Origin of the sequence: Streptosporangium sp. NPDC049248 (assembly GCF_040678965.1) — a bacterium.
Lineage (GTDB): Bacteria > Actinomycetota > Actinomycetes > Streptosporangiales > Streptosporangiaceae > Streptosporangium > Streptosporangium fukuiense.
This window is the reverse complement of the sequence record NZ_JBFAQY010000013.1, coordinates 56,993-80,233: the sequence shown is the minus strand read 5'-3', so window position 1 is coordinate 80,233 and position 23,241 is coordinate 56,993. Positions and strand designations below refer to the sequence as shown.

Here is a 23,241-nt window from a genome sequence, read left to right as displayed (position 1 = left end):
CCGAGGATGTTCGGAAGCGGAGGCGGTCAGCCGGCCGGCTCGTTCTCCAGGGCCGGAGAGCGCTTCGCGATCGCCTCGGTGACCTGCCGGGCGATGTCCTGCGAGGTCAGACCGATCTCGCTGAGGATCTTCGCACGCTTGGCGTGGTCGAGGAAGCGCCGCGGGATGCCGTAGGTACGGACCGGGACGTCGACGTCGGCGTCGCGCAGCAGGCGGGCGACCGCGTCACCCACACCGCCCACCCTGCTGCTGTCCTCGACGACCACGACCAGCTTGTGGTCGCGGGCGGCCGCCACCAGGGCCTCGTCCAGCGGCTTGACCCAGCGCGGGTCGACCACCGTGGCGGAGATCCCCTGGGCGTCGAGCAGGTCGGCGGCCTCCAGGCACATCTCGGCCATCGGCCCCACGGAGACGAACAGCACGTCGGCGTCGCCCCCGCGCAGCACGTCCATCTCGCCGAGGCGGCCGACCGCCTCGATCTCGACGGCCACCGGGCCCTTGGGGTAGCGCAGCACCGTCGGGCCGTCGTCGACTTTCACGGCCTCGGCCAGCAGTTCGCGCAGCCGGGGCTCGTCGCGGGGAACCGCGATCGACAGGCCGGGGACGACCTGCAGGATCGACAGGTCCCACATGCCGTTGTGGCTGGCGCCGTCGTCGCCGGTGACGCCCGCCCGGTCGAGCACGACCGTGACAGGGAGGCGGTGCAGGGCGACGTCCATCAGGAGCTGGTCGAAGGCCCGGTTCAGGAAGGTCGCGTAGACGGCCACCACCGGGTGCAGGCCGCCGAGCGCCAGGCCCGCGGCGCTGGTCAGGGCGTGCTGCTCGGCGATGCCGACGTCGTAGAGGCGGTCGGGATATGCCTCGGAGAACGGAATCAGGCCGGTCGGGCCGAGCATCGCGGCGGTGATCGCCACGATGTCCTGACGCTCGGCGCCCAGGCGCACCATCTCCTGGCCGAAGACGTTGGTCCAGCCGTGCGGTTTCGGCTTCTCCTCGCCGGTCAGCGGGTCGAAGACGCCCGGCGAGTGGAAGCAGTCCTCGTCGTGGTTCTCCGCCGGGGAGTAGCCGAAGCCCTTCTTGGTGAGCACGTGCACGATGACCGGGCGGCGGAAGTCCCTGGCCCTGCGCAGCGCGGACTCCACCGCCTGCTCGTCGTGGCCGTCGACCAGCCCGATGTACTTCAGGCCGAGGTCCTCGAACATGACCTGCGGGGCCAGGACGTCCTTGAGGCCCTTCTTGACGCCGTGCAGAGCGTCGTAGACGGGTGCCCCGACCACCGGCACCCTGTTCAGGCTGTCCTTGACGAAGTCGAGCATGTCCTCGTAGCGCTGGGTGGTGCGCAGCGAGGCCAGGTGGGAGGCGAGCCCGCCAATGGTCGGCGAGTAGGAGCGGCCGTTGTCGTTGACCACGATGATCAGTGGCAGGTCCTTGCGCGCCGCGATGTTGTTGAGCGCCTCCCAGGCCATGCCCCCGGTGAGCGCCCCGTCTCCGATCACCGCGACGACCGTGCGCTCCTCCTCGCCCCGCAGCCGGTACGCCTTGGCCAGGCCGTCGGCGTACGACAGCGCGGTCGAGGCGTGGGAGTTCTCGATGACGTCGTGCTCGGACTCGGCCTGGCTGGGGTAGCCCGACAGGCCGCCCTCCTGGCGGAGCGTGTCGAACTGCCCGGCCCTGCCGGTGAGCATCTTGTGGACATAGGCCTGGTGACCGGTGTCCCACAGGATCCGGTCACGCGGCGACTCGAAGACCCGGTGCATCGCGATCGTCAGCTCGACGACACCCAGGTTGGGGCCGAGGTGGCCGCCGCTGCGAGCCGTGGAGGCGATCAGAAGGTCTCTGATCTCGCCTGCGAGCAGTGGCAGCTCGTCCACCGCCAGCAGCTTGAGGTCCCCTGGCCCCTTGACCGACTCCAGAAGACTTCCAGGCTGCCCGGTCCGCTCGCTCACGGAATCATCCCCTCTGTCCAGTCACCGTCACGACGAGTCTAGTTCGACTGAGGGGCGCAACCCTCAGGAGCGGCGATTCTGCACGTTTTATCCACACTTGCAATAATCTTTGCCCCACCATGAAAACTCTTCCCTTTAAGCAACTTTCGCCTCTTGTTGCCGCCTCGTTGACGTTTGCCCTGGTAACAGGGGTGGAAACGGCCAACGCCTCCACCTCACCGGACATCGTGACCTCAGTCTCGCAGCAGGTCACGCCGCTCACCGGAACGACACCGGGTTCGACCGCGGCCACCGGCAGGCAGGCACTCCCACAGGACCGCGCTGCGGCGACATCCAGTCCCCTCTACCGCACCGGCACCCTGCCCACCATGAACTGCCAGGCCGGCCAGATCCGCGCGGGGAGCGCGGCCTCCTACCGGATCTTCGTGCAAAGGATCGTCAACTGCCTGAACCGGGCCTGGAAGACCCAGTTCAGGAAGACCAAACTGGCGTTCTCCCACCCCAAGCTGCGTTTCTCCACCACCAAGGTGAACACTCCCTGCGGCCGGTGGCCCAGCAGCGCCGGCGGGCTGTACTGCTCCAGCAACCGCACCATCTACATCGGCGTCACCCGCGAGGTCCTGAAGAACCCCTACCCGGCCAACCACGCCCAGTTCATCGCCCACGAGTACGGCCATCACGTGCAGCAGCTGGCGGGCATCATGGACTACTACGCCACCAGCGTCTGGCGCGCCAAGTCGGCGACCAAGCTGGCCTTCTCCCGCCGCCTCGAACTGCAGGCCGACTGCCTGGGCTCCGCCTTCCTGCGCCAGATCGCCGGCGACCTGCCGGTCGAGCAGGCTCAGTGGGAGGCGATGGTCAGCTGGGTCAACTCCAACGGTCACAAGAACTGGCCCAAGAACGACCACGGCAAGGGCCGTAGCCAGGCCTACTGGATGGAGCGCGGCTTCAACTCCGGCTCCCCCTCCGGCTGCAACACCTGGACCGCCCCCACGGGCCGGGTCGCCTGACAGCCTGTCGGTCCCGAAGGAAGCGGCACGAAACTCACCCGGGCTCGCCGCACCTGACCGTATTCCCAGAGTGTGACCGCATAACAGCTTTACCCGGTGTTTTGCCTCCCATAGGGTTCAGGATCATGCGTACCCCCCTTATCGCACTGCTCTCCGGCGTTCTGGCGAGCCTGCTGTTCGCCGGTACGGCGAATGCGGGCCCCACCGAGCAGGTCAGGCCGGTACCCAAGGGCAAGACCGCCCTCGTCGCCAACCCGATCTACAAGTCGGGCAAGCTCGAACCGGACCCCTGCCCGGAGCAGCCGGCCTACGACAACGATCTGGAATCCGCCGAGGCCTATCTCAACGCCGTCCTGGACTGCCTCAACGAGGGCTGGGGATACCAGTTCTCCAAGACAGAGCTGCCCTTCTCCAAACCCAGATTCTCGACCACCTCGCGCCTCGGTGTCCCGACCGGCTGTGGCAAGTTCCCCCGAGGCGCTCAGGCGGTCTACTGCCCGGCGAACAAGAAGATCACCTTCTACCTCAGCAAGGAGATCCTCTCCCAGGCGAGCGAACTGTTCCTTTTCCAGGTGCTGGCCCACGAGTACGGCCACCACGTCCAGCAGCTCTCCGGGATCTGGCGCGCCATGTCCTCCGTGAAGTACAAGAGCAACAAGGAGGCCCTGGCCGCGATCCGCAAGGTCGAACTCCAGGCCGAGTGCCTGAGCGGAGTCTTCATCGGCAGCGTCTGGCGCTCCCTCGGCCGTCGCGAGTCGGACTTCAGGTACGTCATGAACGCCGCCTACAGCACGGCCAGCCATGGTAAGGCCGCCAACATCGCCTACTGGCTGACCCGAGGCTTCCGCCAGGAGGCACCCGGCGCCTGCAACACCTTCTCCGCCCCCAAATCCAGGGTCTCCTGACCTTCGCACCTGACAACCACCCGCCGCCGCCCCACGGGCGCGCGACGGGTGGTTGTTCTTTTCCATCCGTCGCGCGCCATCCCCACGGAGTGCGGACCTCGTCCCTGCCCGGCGCGAGCGCTCTCCCCCCGAAATGCGACCACGGGTGGCGACACACTCGTGACATTGAGTAATCTGGCGACGCCGCCTGAGCACCTACCCGTGGGCGCCCTCCACGCCACGGAAGCAGGCCCGGTCCCCCCGCTGGCATGACGGCAAGGAGAAGACAAATTGGACACAACAGATATCCGCATGCGCGTCCTGGAGACCGACGTCGCCAAGCTCCGCCTGCAGAACGAGGAGAGCAAGGTGATCAACGCAGGAATCTTCGAGGTTCTGAACGACCTGCGAACGGTGACGACGGAGCTCCGGGCGGAAATGACCGGGCTCCGCTCGGACATGGACGGCTTCCGCACCGACATGGACGGCTTCCGTACGGACATGGACGGCTTCCGTACGGACATGGACGGCTTCCGCACGGAGCTGGACAAACTCCGGGTCGGGCAGGACGAGCTCCGCGCCGAGATGCGAACCGGTCACGCCGAGCTCCGTGAGGAGATCTCCGTGGTCAAGCGCTCCGTCGGCAACCTGGAGCTCTCGATGAAGCGTGTCGAGGGTGACGTCGCCGAACTCAAGGCGGGCCATATCGAGCTGCGCCACCTGGTCGCCGGTCTCGTCAAGTAACACCCGCGACGCCGTCGGCACCCACGACCCCGGGTGCCGACGGGGCGACATCTCGCGGTCCGGCGCGTTGCCGTTTCCCCGTCTCGCCTTCGGGCGCGCGAGATCGCCGAGCGGGGGTTCGCAAGAACCTCTCGGCCCGCTCACAGACGATCGTGTCGAAACCCGGCCCGGACAGGCCGGAAGCGGTCAGGATCCGGCGCGGGCGAGGACTTCCAGGGGGTCGGCGAGGACCTGGGAGAAGGCCAGTTCGGCGGCGCCGACCAAGGTGGCGTCATCGCCGAGGGCCGAGGTGCGCAGGCGCAGGTGCTCGCGGGACGGAGGCAGGGCGTCGAGGGCGAGACGGCTGCGGACCTGGGCGGCGGAGCCGAGGTAGATCTCCCTGAGCATGCCCCCGAACACCACCATCTCGGGGTTGAAGATGTTGACGAGGTTGGCGACGCCCAGGCCGAGCCAGTCACCGACGCGGCTCAGCGCGGCCTGCGCGACGACGTCGCCCCGGTCTGCGGCGTCGACCACGGCGCGAACCGCGTCCCTGCCGACCTGGGGGCCGAAGCGGCCCGCGGCCTCAAGGAGGGCGCGCTCGCCGACCTCCGCCTCCAGGCAGCCGAGCGAGCCGCACCCGCAGAGACGGCCCTTGTCGGGGTTGACGATCATGTGCCCGACCTCGCCGCCGAAGCCCAGGTGGCCGCCGAGCAACTGGCCGTTGGCGATCACGCCGCCGCCGATGCCGACGTCGCCGTGGAGGTAGACGAGGTCCCGGCAGCCAACGCCGACGCCCCGGGTCTGCTCGGCGAGGGCGGCGAGGTTGGCGTCGTTGCCGACCGTGATCGGCAGGCCGAAGGCCAGCCGGCGGGTCATCTCCTCGGCGAACGGCACGTCCTCCACGGTGGCCATGTTGGGCCCGAACCTGATGCCCCCGTCATCGCGGCCCACGCCGCCCGAGAAGGCCGCCGCCACCCCGACGCACACCGTGTCGGGCCGGGTCCTGCGGTGCATCTGCCGGGCGAAGGCGGCGAGCGGGCCGACGATCTCCTCCAGCGAGAAGGCTCCGCGCCTCCGTACCGTCTCGCGGCGGTCGAGGATCGTGCCGCCCAGGCCGACGCGGGCGGCGACCATCCGGTCGACGCCCACGTCGAAGGCGAACACGTAGACCCGCGCCGACTCTGGACGGACCACCAGGGAGGGGCGCCCGGCCCGGCCGGTCTCCCTGGGAAGTTCCTCCCTGACCAGGCCGGCGGCGGTCAGGTCGGCGGTGAGGGCCATGATGGTGCTGCGGTTCAGGCCCATCCGGTTGGTGAGCTCCGCCCGCGAGGTGGGGCCGCTCAGATGGACGTGGCGGAGCAGGGCACCAAGGTTATGGCGCCTGATCTCCTCTTGGGAGGGGCCTGCCCGCATGACTAGGGGTTCCTTCGGTGGATCGGAGTCGCTGATCACCTTAGACCAGTGGCGGCCGCCCGCTTGCGGGAGAGCGCGTCCACCACGGCGGCCAGCAGCAGGACCGATCCGGTGACGATGAACTTGACTCCGGAGCTGTAGCCCATCAGACCCATGCCGTTCTCGATGACCGCGACCACCGCACCGCCGAGAATGGCGTCGAGCACCCGGCCCTTGCCGCCGAACAGGCTGGTGCCGCCGATGACCGCGGCACCGACCGCGTACAGCAGCACGTTGCTGCCACCGGTGTTGGGGTCGACGGAACTGGCCCTGGAGGCGGCGATGACGCCGCCGATCGCGGCCATGGAGGAACAGATCACGAAAGCGCTGATCTTCATCCGGTCGACGTTGATGCCCGCCCGGCGTGCGGCCTCGACGTTGCCGCCGACCGCGTACAGGTGACGTCCGTACGCCGTGCGGCGCAGCACGAACGTCAGGACCAGCAGCAGCACCACGATGATGGGCACCACGAGCGGCACGCCCGCCAGCGAGACGACCGCCGCGTTGCGGCTCCGCTCGATGTTGAGGAAGTAGACGGCGAGCCCGCCGAGCAGCGCGAGGGCGCCCACCCGGACCGCGATCAGCGAGACCGGATCGGCGGTCAGCTCCCGGGCGGCGCGCTTGCGGGCACGCAGCAGCTGGAGGCCGGCGTATCCGGCGACCCCCACGGCCAGCAGGATCCAGCCCAGCGCGGGCGGGAGGTTCTTGTTGGCGATCGCCAGGATGGTCTCGTCCCGGATGGCGATGATGGTGCCGCCCTTGACCAGCAGCAGCACGAGCCCCTGGAAGGCCAGGAAGGCGGCGAGCGTCACCACGAACGAGGGGATGCCGAGTTTCGCGACGATGGAGCCGATTCCGGTGCCGATCACCACGCCGGTGAGGATGGCCGCGCCCACCGCCACGTACCAGGGCAGTCCCTGGCTGCTGAGCAGGATCGCGAGCACCGCGGCGCAGACACCGCTGGCGAAGCCCGCCGACAGGTCGATCTCGCCGAGGAGCAGCACGAAGACCAGGCCCATGGCGATCACCGTGACCGCGGCGCCCTGGGTGAACAGGTTGGCGAAGTTCCCAGCGGTCAGGAAGGACGGCCGGAGGATGGCGAAGATGGTGCAGAGCACCACGAGACCGAACACCGCCGGCAGCGCACCCATGTCGCCGCCGCGGACCCGCTCGGCGTAGCCGCGAACGTTGCTCCTGATCGAAGGGGCCTCGGGTACGCGCTTCGGGGAAATCGTGGCGGTCATACGGTGGCTCCGTTGGTGAGGCCGAGGTCCCCGCTGCGGCCGGAGGTGATCAGTTCGACGACCTGCGCGTGTGTCACGTCCGAGGTCTTGACCTGGGCCGCCATCCGGCCCAGGTAGAGGGTGGCGATCCGGTCCGACACGGCGAACACGTCGTTCATGTTGTGCGAGATCAGCACGACGGCCAGGCCCTGGTCGGCCAGGCGCCGGACCAGTTCGAGCACCTGCGCGGTCTGGGCGACGCCGAGCGCCGCGGTCGGCTCGTCGAGGATGACCACCTTGCTGTTCCACAGCACGGCCTTGGCGATGGCCACCGTCTGGCGCTGGCCGCCGGAGAGGCTGGCGACGAGCTGGCGGATGGACTTGACGGTCCTGACCGACAGGCTCTCCAGGGTCTTGGCGGCCATCGCCTCCATCGTGTCCTCGTCGAGGACGATGCCGCGCCGGTGTTCACGGCCCAGGAACATGTTCTGGACGATGTCGAGGTTGTCGCAGAGCGCGAGGTCCTGGTAGACGATCTCGATGCCCAGCTCGGCCGCGTCGCGCGGGCTGCCGATCCGGACGGGCCTGCCGTCGAAGAAGTACTCGCCGGAGTCGATCGGATGGATGCCGCCGACGCACTTGACGAGTGTGGACTTGCCTGCGCCGTTGTCGCCGACCAGCGCGGTCACCTCTCCCGCGTAGGCGGAGAAGGCGACGTCGTGCAGGACCTGTACGGGACCGAAGCTCTTGTCGATCCCGCGGAGTTCCAGTGCGGGGGTCATGGGGTTGTGCTCCCTGTGTTCATTTCGCGCGGTGAAGCTCGCGCGGCTCGGGCGCCTGCGGGCGGTGTCCTGCCCCATAGCCGGAATGGACGACTCACCTGCCGCGTCCCTCCGGCGTCACAGTGCGAATACGCCGCGATGGAGCGCGGGGGACGGACGGCCGGGGCGGCCGTCCGTCCCCCGCACGCCCTACTGGATTCCGGCCTCGGTGCACTTGTCGGCGAACTCGCCGGTGCACAGCTCGTCCTTGGTCACGAAGCCGTCGGCGACGACGTCCTTGACGCTGTCGAAGAAGATCGGCTGCGGGTCGAGGAGAACGGCCGGCACGTCGGCGCCGCTCTCGGTGTCCTTGACCGTACCGGTCGCCGCGGGCTTCTCGCCCTTGGCCAGGCCGATGGCCAGCGCGGACGCCGCGTCTGCCTCCTTCTTGATCGCCTTGTAGACCGTCATGCACTGGTCACCGGCGAGAATGTTCTGCAGGCCCTGCACCGTGGCGTCCTGACCGGTGACCGGGACCTTGCCGTTCAGGCTGTTCTTCTTCAGGACCGAGATGGCCGCGTTGCCGAGGCCGTCGTTGGCGGCCAGGACGCCGGCGATCTTCGGCTGCTCGGTGAGCATCTGCTCGAAGATCGTGCCCGCCTGGGTGTTGTCCCAGTCGGGAACCGACTGGTCGGGGCCCTTGACGTAGTCCCCCGAGTCGTACTTGGCCTTGAGCACGCCGTCGTAGCCGTTCTTGAACAGCGTGGCGTTGTTGTCGGTGGGCGAGCCGTTGAGCTCGGCGATGATGGGCTTCTTGGCCTGCTTATCTGACAGGCACTTCACCAGGCCCTCGCCCTGCAGGGTGCCGACCTTGGTGTTGTCGAAGCTGACGTAGTAGGACGCGCCGCCGTTGAGAGTGAGGCGGTCGTAGTCGATGGTGGCCACACCCTGCGCCTTGGCCTTGTCGAGTACGGCCTTGCCGGTGCCGCTGTCAAGGTTGACGATCATCAGAACCGTGGCGCCGTTGGTGATCATCTGGTCGGCGATGGTCTGGAACTGGGTCTTGTCACCCTGGGCGTTCTGGATGTCGTAGGCGACGCCCGCGGCCTTGAACGCCTCCTCCAGGTACTTGCGGTCCGCGGTCTCCCAGCGGGCGGAGGACTTGCTGTCGGGGAGGATGACGCCGACCTTGCCCGCCACGGCAGCCGAACTCTCCGCGGGGGACGCGCCGCTCGACGCGCTGGTGTCGGCGTCTTCGCTCCCGCAAGCGGCGAGGCCAAGGGTCATCGCCGCGGCGGCGGCGGTAAGGCTGAGGATCCCCTTGCGCATGGTGCACGGGTCCTTTCTTCGAAAGTGGGGGGTACGACGGAGGTGCGGCATGCCGAATTCGCGGGTACGGCTCCACCGGGTCTCGGCTTGCCGTTCCGTTGAATGTTGTTTGCGGCAACGTATTCCGCCACCGGCCAGGAGCGCCAGACCTTCTATGGGTAAAGTTTGTTGTGGCCGGTAACAATCCAGAAACGCGTCATTAACCCCCGTGGCCCCGCCCGGCCACCTCGCCTGGGATCACGCCCCCCACCTGCCGCTTCTGGGCGGTGACCGGGAGAACGAAAAAACCGCCCGGCGGGATGATGTCCCGCCGGGCGGTTCCTGTCTGGGGTGTCCCCCGATGTGAGCGGGGCCTGCGTGCGGCCCCGCCCCTCCTGCTCAGCTCTTGGCGAGCAGGGAGCGCAAGACGTACTGCATGATGCCCCCGTGCCGGTAGTAGTCGGCCTCTCCGGGAGTGTCGATGCGTACGACGGCCTGGAATTCCTTGTCGTCGGCCCTGACCGTCACGGTCCGCGGGATGCCGCCCCCGTTGAGGGCCTCGACACCGACGACCTCGAAGGTCTCCTCACCGGTCAGGCCCAGCGACTGCGCCGTCTCCCCCTCGGGGAACTGCAGCGGCAGCACGCCCATGCCGATCAGGTTGGAACGGTGGATGCGCTCGTAGGACTCGGCGATGACGACGCGGACGCCGAGCAGCGCGGTGCCCTTGGCCGCCCAGTCACGCGAGGAACCCGAGCCGTACTCCTTACCGGCCAGCACGACGAGCGGGATCCCCGCGGCCTGGTAGTTCGCGGAGGCGTCGTAGATGAAGGCCTGCGGCCCGCCCGGAACGGTGAAGTCGCGGGTGTACCCACCCTCCACGCCGTCGAGCAGCAGGTTCTTCAGCCGGATGTTGGCGAAAGTGCCGCGGATCATGACCTCGTGGTTGCCCCGGCGCGAGCCGTAGGAGTTGAAGTCCTTGACCGCGACACCGTGCCCCTTGAGGTAGTCGGCCGCCGGGGTGCCGACCTTGATCGCGCCCGCCGGGGAGATGTGGTCGGTGGTGACCGAGTCGCCCAGCTTCGCGAGCACCCTGGCCCCGGAGATGTCGGTCACCGGCTCCGGCTCGGGCGGCATGCCCTCGAAGTAGGGGGCCTTGCGGACGTAGGTCGAGTCCGGGTCCCACTCGAAGGTGTTACCGGTCGGGATCGGCAGCGAGCGCCAGGTCTCGTCGCCCTTGAACACGTCGGCGTAGTCGTGCAGGAACATCTCCTGGTCGATCGAGGAGGCGACGACCGCCGCGATCTCCTCGGGCGCCGGCCAGATGTCGGCGAGGAAGACCGGCTCACCGTCCGTGCCGGTGCCCAGCGGCTCGGTGTTCAGGTCGATGTCCATGGTGCCCGCGAGGGCGTAGGCGACCACCAGCGGCGGCGAGGCCAGGTAGTTCATCTTGACGTCGGGGTTGATCCGGCCCTCGAAGTTACGGTTGCCGGACAGCACCGCGGTGACCGCGAGGTCGTTCTCCTGGATCGCGGCGGAGATCTCCTCCTGCAGCGGGCCCGAGTTGCCGATGCAGGTGGTGCAGCCGTAGCCGACCAGGTTGAAGCCGATCTTGTCGAGGTAGGGCTGCAGGCCCGAGCGCTCGAAGTAGCCGGTGACGACCTGCGAGCCGGGGGCCAGGGAGGTCTTGACCCACGGCTTGCGGGTCAGGCCCTTCTCCACCGCGTTCCTGGCGAGCAGCGCGGCGCCCATCATGACGTACGGGTTGGAGGTGTTGGTACAGCTGGTGATCGCGGCGATGGTCACCACGCCGTGATCGATCTCGAAAGAGGTGCCGTCCGCCAGGGTGACCGGCACGACCCTGTGCGGGCGCCTGCCGTTGTGACCGGCGGCGTGCGGCTTGTCACCGCTGCCGTCGTGGGAGATCGCCGGGGAGTCCGAGGCGGGGAACGACTCGTCGGACGCCTCGTCGAGCGGGCCCTGGATGCTCGACACGTAGTCCTTGACGGACGCGCGCCAGGCGCTCTTGGCGTCGGACAGCGCGATGCGGTCCTGGGGACGCTTGGGACCCGCGATCGACGGGACGACCGTGGCCAGGTCCAGTTCGATGTACTCGGAGAAGATCGGCTCCTCGGCCTCCGGGTCGAGCCACAGCCCCTGGGCCTTGGCGTAGGCCTCGACCAGGGCGACCTGCTCGGCGGGGCGGCCGGTCAGCGTGAGGTAGTCGATCGTCTGGCCGTCGATCGGGAAGATCGCGCAGGTCGAGCCGAACTCGGGGCTCATGTTGCCGATCGTGGCCCGGTTGGCCAGCGGCACACTGGAAACGCCCTCGCCGTAGAACTCCACGAACTTGCCGACGACGCCGTGCTTGCGGAGCATCTCGGTGATCGTGAGCACCAGGTCGGTGGCGGTGGCACCGGCCGGGAGCTTGCCGGTCAGCTTGAAACCGACCACCCGCGGGATCAGCATCGAGATCGGCTGGCCGAGCATCGCGGCCTCGGCCTCGATGCCGCCGACGCCCCAGCCCAGGACGCCGATGCCGTTCTCCATCGTGGTGTGGGAGTCGGTGCCGACGCAGGTGTCAGGGTATGCCTTGCCGTCGCGGACCATCACCACCCGGGCCAGGTGCTCGATGTTGACCTGGTGCACGATGCCGGTGCCCGGCGGGACGACCTTGAACTCGTCGAAGGCGGTCTGCCCCCAGCGCAGGAACTGGTAGCGCTCGCGGTTGCGCTCGTACTCCCGCTCGACGTTGCGCTGGAAGGATTCGGGCCCGCCGAAGAAGTCGACGATGACCGAGTGGTCGATGACCATCTCGGCCGGAGCGAGCGGGTTGATCCTGGCGGGGTCGCCGCCGAGGTCGCGGACGGCCTCGCGCATGGTCGCCAGGTCGACGACGCACGGGACGCCGGTGAAGTCCTGCATGATCACGCGAGCCGGCGTGAACTGGATCTCCACGTTCGGCGCGGCGGACGGGTCCCACTGGCCGACCGCGCGGATGTGGTCGGCGGTGATGTTCGCGCCGTCCTCCGTGCGGAGCAGGTTCTCAAGAAGGATCTTCAGGCTGTACGGGAGACGCCCCGACCCCTCCACGGCGTCAAGCCGGTAGATCTCATATCCCGCGTCACCGACGCGGAGCGTGTCACGGCTGCCGAAGCTGTTCGAGGACACGGTTCGCCTCCCTCATCACCCTGATGTCTGTCGCGCCGGCACATAGGCGCGATTGAATCCTGCCGCACCGCCGGAGCACCCCGGACTGTTAGGTACACCTAACCTCTGAGCCGCCCGCGGACTGCAACGAGTGTCTCGACATCAAGATATCCCTCCGGGTATCTCGACATCAAATTACCCCCCAGTATGATCACTGCGGGACGAGGCGGAGGTACAACAGTCCGAGAACGATGACGGAAAGTACCGGGGCGAGAAACTTCTGCTCGAAAGCACGGCCCGTCTTGATGCCGATCTTCCACGGCAGCAGCCATTTCTGCCGCATCGGCCAGAGCACGGGACAGCCCTTCTCGGTGCAGCAGTCACCCACGACGTGGGTCAGGCATCCGATCGCGACCGCCAGCCCCAGCCAGGCGTAGCCCACACCGTCGCTGCGGAACACCACGAACAGCCCCGCCGTCATGCCGACGTTGAGCATCGCCGAGGCGAACTTCTTGCCCGGGATGCCGATCCCGATCGCCCGCAGCGCCAGGCCGATGAGCAGGACCACCAGGATGTCGCGGCCGATCGGATAGGCGCCGGCCAGGTAGTGCGCGCCGAAGCCCATGGCGGCCGCGAACACGAGCGAGTGGGTGGCGTTGCGGTGCCCGCCGGCGAGCCATGACACCGCCTTGCTCAGGCCCCAGGTGACCGGCCCGAACGTCTGCGCGATCGTCGCACTCGGGTGGTCGAGGTCGGGCAGCATCGCGGCACCGGCACAGATGATGGCCCCGGCGACGAACTCGGCCGGGTTGAGCGCGTTGACCATGACGCCGGTCTCCATGAACTTCGACGTCTCGGTCAGCAGGGGCAGCGCGGCCAGTCCGGGCGCCACCCCCAGCCAGGCGATCGCGCCCGTCAACGCGTGCGTATGCCCCATCATCGCTCAGACACCACCATCAAGATCACGCCGGGAGACTGTACGGCAAAGACCCCTCCAGGTGGAGGACCGTGCCATTTTGCGCGATCGGCGTGTCGCGTGGGCGAGAGGATCCCGGCACGTGAGCACCGGTCGCCTCCACCCGCTTCCAGGATCATTCGAGGGCGACGCTCGTCCGCTTCGATCTCCCCGTCCCTTCACGAGAAGTGCCTGCCATCGGCATCTTCCTACGAATGAGGAACGGATGGAACCGCCGATCGGTGCCGGGGACGGCCTATCGGAGCACCCACCCGGGAAGATCGCCTTCACCCTGACGACCTCACCCCGGGATCTTCGCCGAGCACCCTCCGGATCGCCTCCACGGAGGCCGGAGACGGGCGGGGAAAGATCGATGAGCAGACGGCGGCCTGCGGAAACGACAGACGGGACCGTTCCGCGCCGAAAGCACCCCCCAGCCCTTCCGGCGCGGAACGAATCCCGTCTACGTCCTTTGTAACGTGCAGGTCTCAGTACTTGTTCCAGAATCCGGCAAGAATTACGTGATCTGCCTCACTTACACGCTGAGCACTCGCGTGGTGACCGTGGGCCGCCATCCAAGAGCAGAGGCATATTTCATGACAAGAGTTGCTATCAGAATGTTCTCGATATATCTTTGAGCCATCAAGAGCGATCAAAGGACGATCGCGATATGGAGGTACGACATGACGGCAGCGAACGCGGCGAGTGGCCCCTGGGCCGGCTTCGGCCCCCAGGAGGTCAGGCGCGAGATGAAGCGCGTGGCCAGGGAGGCACGGCGGCAGCTGGCCGCCGGATGGCACGAGGGCGGGCCGCAGCACGGGCCGCACCAGCACCACGAGGGCGGACCGCACGAGCACCGGCATCGCGGGCACCGCGGCCCCTTCCCCGGCGGCGGGTTCCCCTGGGACTTCGGCAGAGGCGGTCGAGGCGGCGGCCGGGGGGGCAGAGGCCCATTCGGTGGAGGGCCGCCGTTCGGGCGCGGGCGCAAGGCCAAGCGCGGCGACGTCCGCGCGGCGATCCTCGCCCTGCTCACCGAGTCCCCGCGGAACGGTTACCAGATCATCCAGGAGATCGAGCGGCGCAGCGAGGGTGGCTGGAAGCCCAGCCCGGGAGCGGTCTACCCGGCGTTGCAGCAGCTCACCGATGAGGGCCTGGTCCTGGCCGAGGAGAACGAGGGACGCAAGACCTTCGAGCTCACCGAGGCAGGCCGCGCCTACGTGGCCGAGCACTCCGAGGAGGTGCGCGCGCCGTGGGAGGAGATGACGCCCGACATCGACGACAGCACCTGGGAGCTGATGGACACCGCCCGCCAGTCGGGGTTCGCCATGCTCCAGATCCTGCAGACCGGCAGCGAGTCGCAGATCCGGCAGGCGAAGCAGACGCTGGCCGAGACGCGCCGCAAGCTCTACCAGATCCTGGCCGACGGCGACACCGGCGAGGAGTGACCCGACGATGACGCCCCGAGACGACCTCCGCATCGGAGACGCCGAACGTGACGTGGCGATGGAGGCCCTGCGCGAGCACTACGCCGAGGGCCGCCTGACCCGCGAGGAGCTCGACGAGCGCCTCGAGCTGACCCTGTCCGCTCGGACGGGCGGCGACCTCGCCGTGGTGTGCGCGGACCTGCCCGGTCTGCCCGGCCCGCGCGACCCCGGGCCGGAGAGGTTCGAGGACACCGGGAACCCGGGAGACCGCGGGTGGCACGCGCACGCCTGGGGCGTCCATCGTCCCGGGTTCCGGCCCGGACCCCGGTTCCGTCACCGCGCGGCCTGGAGTCACCACCACCCGGGACGCCGGGGCGGGCCTCTGTTCGCTCCCGCGGTGATCCTGCTGCTGGTGGCGGGAGTGGCGATGGCCGGGGCCGGGGTGCTGAAGTTCCTCCTTCTCGCCTGGCTGGCGGTGGCCGTGTCGGGCCTGCTCCGCCACAGGCGGTGGCACTCCCGGGCACGGGCCCGCCGGTTCAGCCCTCCAGGCGCTTTCTGAGCCCCTGGAGGCCGGGCAGGTAGACGGAGTCGCGGAGCATCGCGATGCTCGCCTCAGCCTCGGCCGCGTCCGCCTCGAAGACGCCCGTCCACTCGACGAAGGCCCGGTTCCCGTCGGTGACGGGCGTCACGGTGATCGTCCCGATGTAGTCCTTCAGGCCGAAGACGGACTCGAGGATGGCGTAGACCTGCCTGCGCGCGGCATCGTCCAGGGCGACGAGCCGCTCACGGACCATGACCTGGCCGTCGACCTCGATCCGCCGGACGCAGCCCACCTCGGTGGAGGCCCGGCCGTCCTCGATGACGGCCGGGGGTATCCCGTCGAACCAGCCGTCCATGTGCTCGAAGTCCCTGATCAGCGCCCACACGTCGTCGGCCGATGCGTTGATCACCGTACTGATCGTCACCTGTGGCATCTCCGCCCCTCCCGTCGCTCGCCATCAGCGTGCACGCACCAGGTGGCTTGAGCAAGCGCTAGGCTAAAATCAGTTCGCCGGGCGGGGGTTCCGAAGCCACCGCACCGCCCGCCCTCCCGGGGCGGCGCGGGGCTAACCCATCTCCTCGAGCCTGCGCCCCTTGCTCTCCCTCACCTTGAACAGCACGAAGACGAAGGAGAGCGCGGCGAAGCAGGCATACCCCATGTAGGCCCCCGACAGGTTCCACGCGGACAGCGCGGGGAAGGAGACGGTGATCAGCCAGTTGGCCAGCCACTGGGCGGCGGCGGCCACCGAGAGCGCGATCGCCCTGATCCGGTTGGGGAAGATCTCCCCCAGCAGCACCCAGACCACCACACCCCACGACAGCGCGTAGAACAGCACGAAGACGTTCGCGGCGACCAGCGCGATCGCCCCCTGTGCCGCGGGCAGCCTGACGGCGCCACCGCTCTGGAGCCCCGCGCCGAACGCCCACGCGGCGGTCGCGAGCGCCATCGCCATGCCCGCCGAGCCGATCAGCAACAGCGGCCTGCGGCCGATCCTGTCGACCAGCGCGATGGCGACGAACGTGCCGACGATGTTGATGATCGAGGTGGAGAAACTGATCAGCAGCGAGTCGCTCTGGTTGATGCCGACCGACTGCCACAGCGACGCCGAGTAGTAGAAGATGACGTTGATACCGACGAACTGCTGGAAGACGGAGAGCAGGATGCCGACCCAGACGATCGGCAGCAACCCGAGCCGGGGACCGCGCAGGTCACGCAGGCGGGGCCGGTGCTCGCCGCGCAACAGGACCCGGATCTCCGCGATCCGGGCGTCCAGGTCGCCCTCCTCGCCCTCGACCTCCGCGAGCACCTCGCGCGCCGCGGCCGACTTTCCGACCGCGATGAGGAAACGCGGCGACTCGGGAATGATCGTCGCGAAGAGCAGGTAGAGCAGGGCGGGGAGCACGCAGGCGCCGAGCATCCACTGCCATGCCTCCAACCCGAGCAGCCTGTTGTTGACGTTGCCCCCGGCCCGCTCCGCGATCACGTAGTTGACCAGCTGGGAGACGGCGATGCCCAGCACGATGGCGAGCTGCTGGAAGGAGCCCAGGCGTCCCCGGTAGGCGGGCGGCGCGACCTCCGCGATGTAGGCGGGGCCGATCACCGAGGCCATGCCGATGCCGACTCCGGCGAGCACCCGCCAGAAGCCCAGGTCCCAGATCGCCAGCGGCAGGGCCTGCCCGACGGAACTTGCCGCGAACAGGCTCGCGGCCACCTGCATCGTCCTGGTCCGCCCCCAGCGGTCGGCCAGCCCTCCGGCGAGCCACGCCCCCACCGCCGAACCCAGCAGCGCGACCGCCACGACGAGACCGATCTGGACCGGGCCGACCTCGAAGTACCGCTGGATTCCGGTCACGGCCCCGTTGACGACGGCGCTGTCGTACCCGAAGAGGAAACCGCCCACCGCCGCCGCCGCCGCGATGAAGACGACGTGCCCGATGTTCTCACCGGGGCCCCCCGAAGGGGTGGTGCCGGTCATGAGGGTCCCTTCACCCAACCGGGCAGCACGGCGTCCCACAGTGCCCGGTCGCCAGGTCTTCGAAGACTAGGGACCGGGAGGGAGACACCGGTCGCCGCGACCCGGAGAATGTCCTCCTTCTTCATCGGGCTTTGTCGAAAAATCACAGATGGAAATCGACGTGCCGGAGCGGCGAGAACCGTCTCGCGCTCGCGCGGGGCACTCGCGGCGCGCCGACGCCCGCGCCCCGAGGAGGGGCGCGGTGCCCGGCCTACACGTGAGGCAGGACCTCCTCGGCGATGAGGTTCAGATGGTCCAGGTCGGCCAGGTCAAGCACCTGCAGGTAGATCCGCTCGACGCCCAGTTCGGCGAAGCGGCCGATCTTCTCGGTCACCTCGGCGGGGGTGCCCGCCAGACCCGTCGCGCGCAGCACGCCGAGGTCCTGCTCGACGACCCCGGCCCGCCGCGCGATCTCCGCGTCGTCGGAGCCGACACAGACGGTCTGCGCGACCGAGAGCACGACCGGCTCCCTGCCCTCCGCCTCGCATGCCCTGCCGACCCGGTCAAAGGCCTTCGCGGTGTCGTCCAGGGTACGAAACGGCACGTTGTACTCGTCGGCGAACCTGGCGACCAGGCGCGGGGTGCGCGTGGCGCCGACGCCGCCGATGATGATCGGCGGCCGGGGGCTCTGCGCGGGCTTGGGCAGCGCGGGCGAGTCCGCCAACCGGTAGTGGGCGCCTTCAAAGGAGAACGTCTCGCCCGCCGGTGTGGTCCAGAGCCCGATCAGGATCTCCAGCTGCTCCTCGAAGCGGCCGAACCGCTCGCCGACCGGCGGGAAGGGGATGCCGTACGCGACGTGCTCGGCGTCGAACCAGCCGGTGCCCAGGCCCAGCTCGACCCGGCCGCCGCTCATCTGGTCGACCTGGGCCACGCTGATCGCCAGCGGCCCCGGCAGCCGAAAGGTGGCCGGGGTGACCAGGGTGCCCAGGCGAATCGTGGAGGTGTCCCTGGCCAGGCCCGCCAGGGTCGTCCAGGCATCGGTGGAGCCGACGCCGGGGTCGCCCGCCCCGATCCGCATGTAGTGGTCGGAACGGAAGAAGGCGTCGAACCCCAGCCGCTCCGCGGCCAGCGTGACCATCAGCAGCTCGTCGTAGGTGGCACCCTGCTGCGGTTCTGTGAAGATCCTCAACTTCATGACGACCATTATCCGGGCACTCCGGACGGCATCCGCAGAAAGCCCACGCCGCAGCCGGAACGCTTGCTAACGTTCTGCCCTTCGACGCAACGGGTAGCGGGTCCGACACTCAAAGTGATCACCCCTGTCGTTGAGGAAGGGGGATCACATGCCCGTGGCGACCGACCGTCCGGACACTCGCCGGGCCCGCGAGCCCGGCACCCCGCCCCGGCCTCTCGTGGTGCTCGCCTCCATCGCGCTCGCCGCGGGAACCGGTGGCGCGATCTGGTTGCTGCCCCCCAGGGCACAGGGCGAGTGGGCCGTCGTCGGCAGGCGTGCCGGGGCGGGCGCGCCGCCCTCGGGGACCGCCCCCCGGCCCGCGGCCGAGCCGGCGCCCACACCGGCCGTCGTCCGCCCGTCGGGCTTCGTGGCGTTCGTGGACGCGGTCCACGAACCGCGCTTCAACCTCTCCAAGGCGGCCAGGAAGAGCCGCGTGCGCTGGTTCACGCTCGGCCACCTCACGGCCGGGCGCAGCGGCTGCGTCCCCAGGTGGGGCGGACTCCAGGGGCAGAGACGCAATCCGGTCGCCAACCGGCTCGGCCCCCTGCGCGCCGCCGGCGGGGACGCGGGCCTCGCCTTCGGTGGCCCCGCCGGACGCGAACTCGCCACCGCCTGCGCGGACCTCGGCCGGCTCACCGCCGCCTACCGCCGGGCGATCGACGCCTTCGACGCCAGGTACATCGACTTCGAGGTCCACGCCCCGGCCGGTGACGCCGCCGTGCGGCGGCGCGCCAGGGCGATCGCGACCCTGCAGCGGCAGGCCGCCCACGAGGGCCGCCCCCTCACGGTCAGCTTCACCCTCCCGGTCACCGGGACCGGCCTGACCCTCGGCGACCAGGAGTTGCTCCGGGCCACCCGGGCGGAAGGTGTCGAGATCGCCACCGTCAACCTGCTCGCCCCCGTTGGCACCTCCCCCGGTTCCGGGAGCCGCCTGCACCCGATCGCCTCCGCCGTCCGCGCCGCGCACCCGCAGATAGCCCGCTCCCTGGGGGAGAGCGCCGCCTGGAACCGGATCGCCCTGACCCCCGTGCTGGCCAGGTCCGGCGACCTCACCCGGCTCGACGCCCGCAGGCTCGCCGCCTTCACCAGCCGCAACAACCTGGCCTGGCTCTCCGCCAGGGGTGCGGCCCTCGCTCCCGGCATCACCCGGTTCCTCACCGGCGCGGCACGCTAGACAATCACCCCCCTCTGGGGTTATCTATGGGTTATAACCCTTCCATAACCCCCAGAGGAAGATGCGATGCCGAAGATCAACGTCTACCTGCCGGACGAACTGGCCGAGGCGGTCAGGAAAGCCGGTGTGCCGGTCTCCGCCGTGTGCCAACGGGCACTGGAACAGGCCGTACGGCGGGTCACCTCCATCCGCGAGACGGCGCTCAGCGCCCCCGACCTCGACGACCTGGCGGCGCGCTTCCCCCACTTCACCCCGCGGGCCCGGTCCGTGATCAAGCTGTCGGTGGAGCAGGCCCGGGCCCTGGGCGCGGCCGAGGTCGGCACCGAGCACCTGCTCGGCGGCATGCTCGCCGAGGGGGGCAACCTAGCGCTCCAGGTCCTGGGCGCCCTGGAGATCGACCCCGAGGAGGTGCGGCGCCGGCTGGACCGGCCGGGCGTCGATGCCCCGGCCGCGACCGGCGGCGAGGCCGAACTCGCCTTCGGGGCACCCGCGGCGGCGGCCCTGGAGATGACCGTCACCGAGGCCACCTCGCTCGGCCACAACTACATCGGCTGCGAACACCTGCTTCTCGGGCTGATCGCCGAACCGGAGGGAGCTGCCGGGCATGTCCTGCGGGAGCTGGGCGCCGAGCACCGGCTGACCCGCCGCGCGGTCTCGGCGGCCCTCGCCGGCTATGTCCACCTGCGCGCGCAGACCCAGGCCGCCTCCGCCGTCCCGGCCCCGCCCGCCGACGCGGCGAGCGCACTGTCGGCGGCCGTACGCGAGGAGCTCCGTCCCGTCCTGCGCAGGCTCGAACGGCTGGAGGAGCACCTCGGCCTCCCGGACGAGGCGTAGCCGGTGAGCGCGGCCGTGCACGTGGTCGCAGCTGTGATCACACGCCTGGCCGTGGGCGTCCTCGTCGGCGTACTCGTGGGCATGGGCTCGGATGCGGTCACGGGTGTGGTCACAGGTGTGGTCGCCGGCAGGTTGTGACGCGGCGTGGATGCGCCTGTGGAAAGCCGCCAAGGCCTGAGTGTGCGGCCTGGGGCTCGCCCGTCACACCTGTCGAAGCTCAGGGGATGTACACCTCGTAGTAGAAGCCCGCCAGATAAGGGCCACTCCTGCTGACCCAGTAACAGCCGACGAGCCCGGTGTACAGACCGCTCTGCGCGGCGTCATCGAAGGCGAGCTCGCAGGCGGCCAGGGTCTGGTAGGGGCCCTGCCGGTACCAGTCCGGTGTCGGCCAGCCCCCGGCGGTCACGGCCGCACCGGTCTGGGTGGCGGCGAAGGCGGGTGCGGTACCGGCCAGGACACCGGCGCCCAGCGCCACGGCGAGTACAACGGAATGTAACCGGCGGATCTTCATCGTGGGACCCCTCACATCCGGGAAGGAGAACACCTTCAGATGAGCACCGGCTACCGGGCCTGAGGAGATACCGGTTCTCCATATTTCGGCCGGATGGTGCGTTCGTCGAGGCTATTTCGCCCGGCCTGAACACGCGAGCGCCTCGCTCCTCCTCGCGGAGGGCAGGCGGGGCGCTCTTTCATGTGTCCTCAGCCAGGCTGAGATGATCACGTTGGGCCGGCCCAGGCAAGCGCGGTTCCGGCCCGCCCGACCATCGACCCCAAGGTGATCACACCTAGGATCATGAGACGTGCACGTATACGTCCTCCTCCGTGTCTGTGCTTGGTAACGAGCGTGCGTTCGCATTCGGAGCGATGGGTCGACTCCGAGGAGTAGGCCACGGACCGGCCGTACGTTGCCCTGACCGTGCCTGTCCGCAGCCACGTGAACCCAAGGCGGACCGGGGCTCTCGCACGTGCGGGACCGACGGTGGTGGCGATGGAGCGGAGGACAGGCATCTTCACGCGGCCCCCACGGCCGCCGAGAGGGCGGAGCCGGACCTCGGTGCGGGTGTGGGGTTCCCTAGTGGCCGAGCGGGCCGACGGAGGCGTTGAGGTGCTTCCTGGGGACGCGGCGGAGATCCAGCTGGAACGACGAGAGGCCCCCGCGGTGGAGCGGGGGCCTCTGCCCGGCCGCGAGGCTAGGGCGACCCCCTGCACGGCCGTACGGGGACCTACCGGGTGTCGCCGTTGCGGTCCACCCCCTGGCCTGTATCGGTCCGGGTCTCTTGTCTACTTGCCGTAGCGGCGAGACGTTCCAAGATCATGCGTCACACATGCGTCATGATCTTGGAAAACGCTGACCCCCACTGAACCATGACGTGTTGCATAACAGCGGGTCAGAGCCTAGATCGACCCGCTGACCAGCAGCGCCACACACTCCACGTGGTGGGTCATCGGGAAGGCGTCGAAGGCGCGCAGGTCGGCGAGGCGGTAGCCGCTCTCGGCGAACCAGGCGAGGTCGCGGGCCAGGGTGGCCGGGTCACAGGAGACGTACACGATCCGAGTGGCCTCAAGCGTGGTCACCCGGTCGACGACGTCGCGGCCCAGACCCGCCCGGGGCGGGTCGACGACGACCAGGTCCGCGCGCTCGATGCCGAAGCGGTCGAGGGCGTTCTCCACCCGTCCCCTGGCGAAGCGCGCCTGGGGGAGGTCACGGAGGTTACGCTCCGCGTCGCGGACGGCGACGGACTCGGACTCGACGCCGAACACGGCCCCCTCGGGGCCGACCGCCTCGGCGAGTCCGGCGGCGAACAGGCCGACGCCGCAGTAGAGGTCGAGGGCCCACTCGCCGGGCCGCGGTGCGGCGAACTTCAGGACCGCGTCGAGCAGGGTGGCGGCGGCGCCGGGGTGGACCTGCCAGAAACCGCTGCCGGTGACCTGGAAGTCGCGCTCACCGACGCGCTCGACGAGATGGTTGCGGCCGTGGACGACCCGGCTGCGGCCCTTGCCCTCGTCGACGAAGACGGCCACGCTCGTGTCGAGATCGGGTACGGCCACCGTGCGCCGGGGCCTGGGGGCGACCACGACCGCCTGGTCGCCGGTGGAGGAGGCGATGACCTCGACCGAGGAGGCGTTGCGCCAGTTCATCACCTCGGCGCCGACGTTCTCGACCTCGGGGTGGGCGATCAGGCAGGCGTCCACCGGCTCGATGTCGTGGGAGCGGTGGCGGCGCAGGCCCAGCCCGCCCTCGCGGTCGACGGCGAACTGGACGCGGGTGCGCCAGCCGAGACCGTCGGGGGCACCCGGGACCTCCTCGACGACGCCCTTCCAGTCGATTCCGCCCAGACGCTTGAGCTGCTCGGCCACCACGTCGGCCTTCAGCCGGCGCTGGGCGTCGAGGGAGGCGTGCTGCCAGTCGCAGCCACCGCAGCGGCCGGGCCCGGCGAACGGGCACGGCGGACTCACCCGGTCGGCGGAGGACTCCAGGATCTCGACGGCGTCGGCCCGCAGGAACCGGGAGGTCTCCTCGGTGATCTCGGCCATGACGCGCTCGCCGGGCAGCGCGTGCCGCACGAAGACGACCCGGCCGTCATGGCGTGCGACACACCAGCCACCGTGCGCAACCGGTCCCACCGTCAGTTCGATCACCATGGCCGTTGCCCCCAGAGAATTC

At 69.4% G+C, this 23,241-nt stretch carries 20 protein-coding genes; 8 read left to right on the top strand and 12 right to left on the bottom strand.

Going from position 1 to position 23,241, the window contains the following annotated elements:
- Positions 1–26: 26 nt before the first annotated feature.
- Positions 27–1,946, bottom strand: a complete 1,920-nt coding sequence (gene dxs, locus AB0K21_RS23720; protein WP_364153193.1) for a 1-deoxy-D-xylulose-5-phosphate synthase — start codon at positions 1,944–1,946, stop codon at positions 27–29.
- Between the two features lie 191 nt (positions 1,947–2,137).
- On the opposite strand from dxs, the gene AB0K21_RS23715 reads away from it, so the two are divergent.
- The 3 genes from AB0K21_RS23715 (at position 2,138) to AB0K21_RS23705 (ending at position 4,584) form a co-directional block, all read left to right on the top strand.
- Positions 2,138–2,956 carry a neutral zinc metallopeptidase gene (locus tag AB0K21_RS23715; RefSeq protein WP_364153190.1) on the top strand — a complete coding sequence of 273 codons (819 nt, stop codon included), beginning with the start codon at positions 2,138–2,140 and terminating at the stop codon, positions 2,954–2,956.
- Positions 2,957–3,081: 125 nt separating this feature from the next.
- A complete protein-coding gene (locus AB0K21_RS23710) occupies positions 3,082–3,861 on the top strand; it encodes a neutral zinc metallopeptidase (protein ID WP_343967541.1) in 780 nt (259 codons plus the stop codon).
- Between the two features lie 270 nt (positions 3,862–4,131).
- Positions 4,132–4,584, top strand: coding sequence for a hypothetical protein (locus AB0K21_RS23705; protein WP_343967543.1), 453 nt, complete (start codon positions 4,132–4,134; stop codon positions 4,582–4,584).
- Positions 4,585–4,770: 186 nt separating this feature from the next.
- On the opposite strand, the gene AB0K21_RS23700 is transcribed toward AB0K21_RS23705, so the two are convergent.
- The 6 genes from AB0K21_RS23700 to AB0K21_RS23675 all read right to left on the bottom strand — a co-directional run bounded on the left by AB0K21_RS23700 (position 4,771) and on the right by AB0K21_RS23675 (position 13,400).
- Positions 4,771–5,979, bottom strand: coding sequence for an ROK family transcriptional regulator (locus tag AB0K21_RS23700; RefSeq protein WP_343967545.1), 1,209 nt, complete (start codon positions 5,977–5,979; stop codon positions 4,771–4,773).
- Positions 5,980–6,014: 35 nt separating this feature from the next.
- Positions 6,015–7,262 carry an ABC transporter permease gene (locus AB0K21_RS23695; RefSeq protein WP_343967547.1) on the bottom strand — a complete coding sequence of 416 codons (1,248 nt, stop codon included), beginning with the start codon at positions 7,260–7,262 and terminating at the stop codon, positions 6,015–6,017.
- Positions 7,259–8,023, bottom strand: a complete 765-nt coding sequence (locus tag AB0K21_RS23690; RefSeq protein WP_030914731.1) for an ATP-binding cassette domain-containing protein — start codon at positions 8,021–8,023, stop codon at positions 7,259–7,261. The genes AB0K21_RS23695 and AB0K21_RS23690 overlap by 4 nt, the downstream gene beginning before the upstream one ends.
- Before the next feature lie 189 nt (positions 8,024–8,212).
- The gene (locus AB0K21_RS23685) at positions 8,213–9,331 is read right to left on the bottom strand and encodes a substrate-binding domain-containing protein (protein ID WP_343967551.1); all 1,119 of its coding nucleotides are present in this window, start codon (positions 9,329–9,331) and stop codon (positions 8,213–8,215) included.
- A gap of 378 nt (positions 9,332–9,709) precedes the next feature.
- A complete protein-coding gene (gene acnA / locus AB0K21_RS23680; protein WP_343967553.1) occupies positions 9,710–12,481 on the bottom strand; it encodes an aconitate hydratase AcnA in 2,772 nt (923 codons plus the stop codon).
- A 190-nt stretch (positions 12,482–12,671) separates the two neighbouring features.
- Positions 12,672–13,400 (bottom strand): metal-dependent hydrolase, encoded by a 729-nt coding sequence (locus AB0K21_RS23675; protein ID WP_343967555.1) that lies wholly within the window; start codon positions 13,398–13,400, stop codon positions 12,672–12,674.
- Positions 13,401–14,098: 698 nt separating this feature from the next.
- Between AB0K21_RS23675 and AB0K21_RS23670 the strand changes: the two genes are divergently transcribed.
- Together AB0K21_RS23670 and AB0K21_RS23665 are read left to right on the top strand one after the other, a co-directional pair.
- Positions 14,099–14,860: a PadR family transcriptional regulator gene (locus tag AB0K21_RS23670; RefSeq protein ID WP_343967557.1), complete on the top strand. Its 762-nt coding sequence runs from the start codon at positions 14,099–14,101 to the stop codon at positions 14,858–14,860.
- 7 nt (positions 14,861–14,867) lie between these two features.
- Positions 14,868–15,398 (top strand): DUF1707 domain-containing protein, encoded by a 531-nt coding sequence (locus AB0K21_RS23665; RefSeq protein ID WP_364153181.1) that lies wholly within the window; start codon positions 14,868–14,870, stop codon positions 15,396–15,398.
- Here the strand turns inward: AB0K21_RS23665 and AB0K21_RS23660 are convergent.
- From AB0K21_RS23660 to AB0K21_RS23650, 3 genes are all read right to left on the bottom strand, one after another.
- Positions 15,376–15,789, bottom strand: coding sequence for an SRPBCC family protein (locus tag AB0K21_RS23660; protein WP_364153178.1), 414 nt, complete (start codon positions 15,787–15,789; stop codon positions 15,376–15,378). The two genes, AB0K21_RS23665 and AB0K21_RS23660, sit on opposite strands and share 23 nt — an antisense overlap.
- Positions 15,790–15,945: 156 nt before the next feature.
- Positions 15,946–17,355: a sugar porter family MFS transporter gene (locus AB0K21_RS23655; RefSeq protein WP_343967564.1), complete on the bottom strand. Its 1,410-nt coding sequence runs from the start codon at positions 17,353–17,355 to the stop codon at positions 15,946–15,948.
- A gap of 250 nt (positions 17,356–17,605) precedes the next feature.
- Positions 17,606–18,529: an LLM class F420-dependent oxidoreductase gene (locus AB0K21_RS23650; protein WP_364153175.1), complete on the bottom strand. Its 924-nt coding sequence runs from the start codon at positions 18,527–18,529 to the stop codon at positions 17,606–17,608.
- A gap of 148 nt (positions 18,530–18,677) precedes the next feature.
- Between AB0K21_RS23650 and AB0K21_RS23645 the strand changes: the two genes are divergently transcribed.
- From AB0K21_RS23645 to AB0K21_RS23635, 3 genes are all read left to right on the top strand, one after another.
- Positions 18,678–19,742 (top strand): hypothetical protein, encoded by a 1,065-nt coding sequence (locus AB0K21_RS23645; protein WP_343967568.1) that lies wholly within the window; start codon positions 18,678–18,680, stop codon positions 19,740–19,742.
- Between the two features lie 66 nt (positions 19,743–19,808).
- Entirely contained in the window at positions 19,809–20,576 is a 768-nt protein-coding gene (locus tag AB0K21_RS23640; RefSeq protein WP_343967570.1) for a Clp protease N-terminal domain-containing protein, read from the top strand.
- Positions 20,577–20,579: 3 nt separating this feature from the next.
- Positions 20,580–20,714, top strand: a complete 135-nt coding sequence (locus AB0K21_RS23635) for a hypothetical protein (protein ID WP_364153170.1) — start codon at positions 20,580–20,582, stop codon at positions 20,712–20,714.
- Between the two features lie 79 nt (positions 20,715–20,793).
- Here the strand turns inward: AB0K21_RS23635 and AB0K21_RS23630 are convergent, their stop codons facing one another.
- Both AB0K21_RS23630 and AB0K21_RS23625 read right to left on the bottom strand, forming a co-directional pair.
- On the bottom strand, positions 20,794–21,087 hold the full coding sequence (locus tag AB0K21_RS23630; RefSeq protein ID WP_343967574.1) for a hypothetical protein: 294 nt from the start codon (positions 21,085–21,087) through the stop codon (positions 20,794–20,796).
- Between the two features lie 884 nt (positions 21,088–21,971).
- Entirely contained in the window at positions 21,972–23,219 is a 1,248-nt protein-coding gene (locus AB0K21_RS23625) for a class I SAM-dependent RNA methyltransferase (RefSeq protein ID WP_364153166.1), read from the bottom strand.
- Positions 23,220–23,241 lie beyond the last annotated feature (22 nt).